Below are 1,762 nucleotides of genomic sequence, written 5' to 3' on the forward strand. Positions count from 1 at the left end.
CAACATCTGGTCAGGGATTTTTCCCCCTTTCTCAGCATGGGAGATTGCTGGACTGGCGACTCCCCAAGAGATGACTAACGTTGCAGCAAGAAAAGCTTGTGGTAGAAACTTTACTTTCATACAAAGCACCTCCTTGAAAAAATTGTAAATCCGTAAAATAGCATAAACAAGTCTATCAACATTGTCAACCTTTTTATGGAATATATGAATATATTTATCTGTATTTGTATTAGCAATAGCCCATTAGTTGGATATATACGACATTTATTGATAGCCTTGTGACGCTGGAATTGATAGTTTAGCAAGAGCCAAGAAGTTGAAGGTATTTCTCAAATGAATATTAGGGGCTTGATAATCTACTGGAAGGAATTGCTAGAGTGGTAGGAAGAGACAGGTGTAAAAATTTCGGAACAAGCGAAAACCCACCGCGTAATTAGGTTGGGGCCTAACGGTGGGTTTCGTTTGCATTAACATTAGTTATGCAGCGCGCCGTGGTGGTGATCCACAGCCTTGATTCTCATCGTATCATTCAAATTTAAATTATTATGCTGCATTTGTTGACAAGCCTGTAACAACAAAATAAGATAATCCTAAATCGTAATATAAAGGAATAAAGGAAGAGAACAGGTGTGAACCGTACTTTCCATCTACAGGGTTTCGTTGAGACTTGTAGTGGTTTCCGTATGTGTTCGCTTAAAAGGGAAGTTCGGTAGATTCCGACACGGACCCGCCACTGTATACAGGTATCAGCAGGAGCATGCTGTAGCTTTCGGAATAGCCACTGGAACTGTGAAGAACCGGGAAGGCCTGAAGGACAAGCCTGGAGTCAGGAGACCTGCCTGTTTTAACATCACTGTCAGACCCACGGGATGCTGGGGAGGTGGTTAGGCGTGCTGCATACGGAATGTCTGAAACCGACCGATCCCCCTTTTTTAGAGGGTGCTGAGGGTGAGCTTTGGCATTTTATAATGAAAGCATTTCTGACTGCTGATCATGCGGTCGGGGATGCTTTTTTTGCGTTAGATATAGATGGTATTACAAGATGGAGGGGACTAATAAAATGATAAGCAATCGTAGGAGGCGTTCACGGTTTATATGTACGGGATTGATGCTGCTTATGGCCGTAATGGCTCTGGCAGCATGCTCCACACCCGATCAAACGGCCGACTCTACCAAGAACGGGCAGACACCTATCCAACAGAACGCAGCGGATAAAAAGCTGGTGATGGCGTACACCTGGAAGCCGTCAGGCGTTGACCCACATGGAGATAATAGCTGGGATGTTATGCGATCCGGTGCAGGTGAGACACTTGTCCGTTTGAATGAAAAGTTGGAACCTGTGGCTTGGCTGGCGAAAGGATGGAAGCAGGACAGTCCTACCGTCTGGACGTTCAGCTTGCAGGATAAGGTTACTTTTCACAATGGAAAGCGTATGGATGCAGCAAGCGTGAAGGCTTCCCTGCTGCGCTCTATCGAGAAGAGCCATCTGGCAAAGGATTTACTGGATGTGAAGTCCATTGACGTAAGCGGCCCGTTGGCTTTGAAAATTACGACAAACCAGCCGAACGCGGCGTTGGTGTCCAATCTGGCTGATCCGTCAACGATTGTGCTGGACGTGGCATCTATGAAAGATGAGCAGAGCTATCCTGCGATGACCGGTGCTTTTAAAATCAAAGCATTCAACAAGGATCAATCCTTGGTCGTGGAACGCTATGACGGCTATTGGGGAGAGAAGGCTCGGCTGGCTGAAGCGACGATGAAG

1 protein-coding gene and 1 riboswitch are annotated in these 1,762 nt (G+C 46.1%); the gene reads left to right on the forward strand.

Annotated features, from left to right (window positions below):
* Positions 1-650: 650 nt before the first annotated feature.
* Positions 651-857: riboswitch (cobalamin riboswitch) on the forward strand.
* Positions 858-1,060: 203 nt separating this feature from the next.
* Positions 1,061-1,762, forward strand: a 702-nt coding sequence (locus L693_RS0125570; RefSeq protein ID WP_025721095.1) for an ABC transporter substrate-binding protein, incomplete at its 3' end; no start/stop codon positions are given.

Source organism: Paenibacillus sp. 1-18 (assembly GCF_000520755.1).
GTDB classification, from domain to species: Bacteria; Bacillota; Bacilli; order Paenibacillales; family Paenibacillaceae; genus Paenibacillus; species Paenibacillus brasilensis.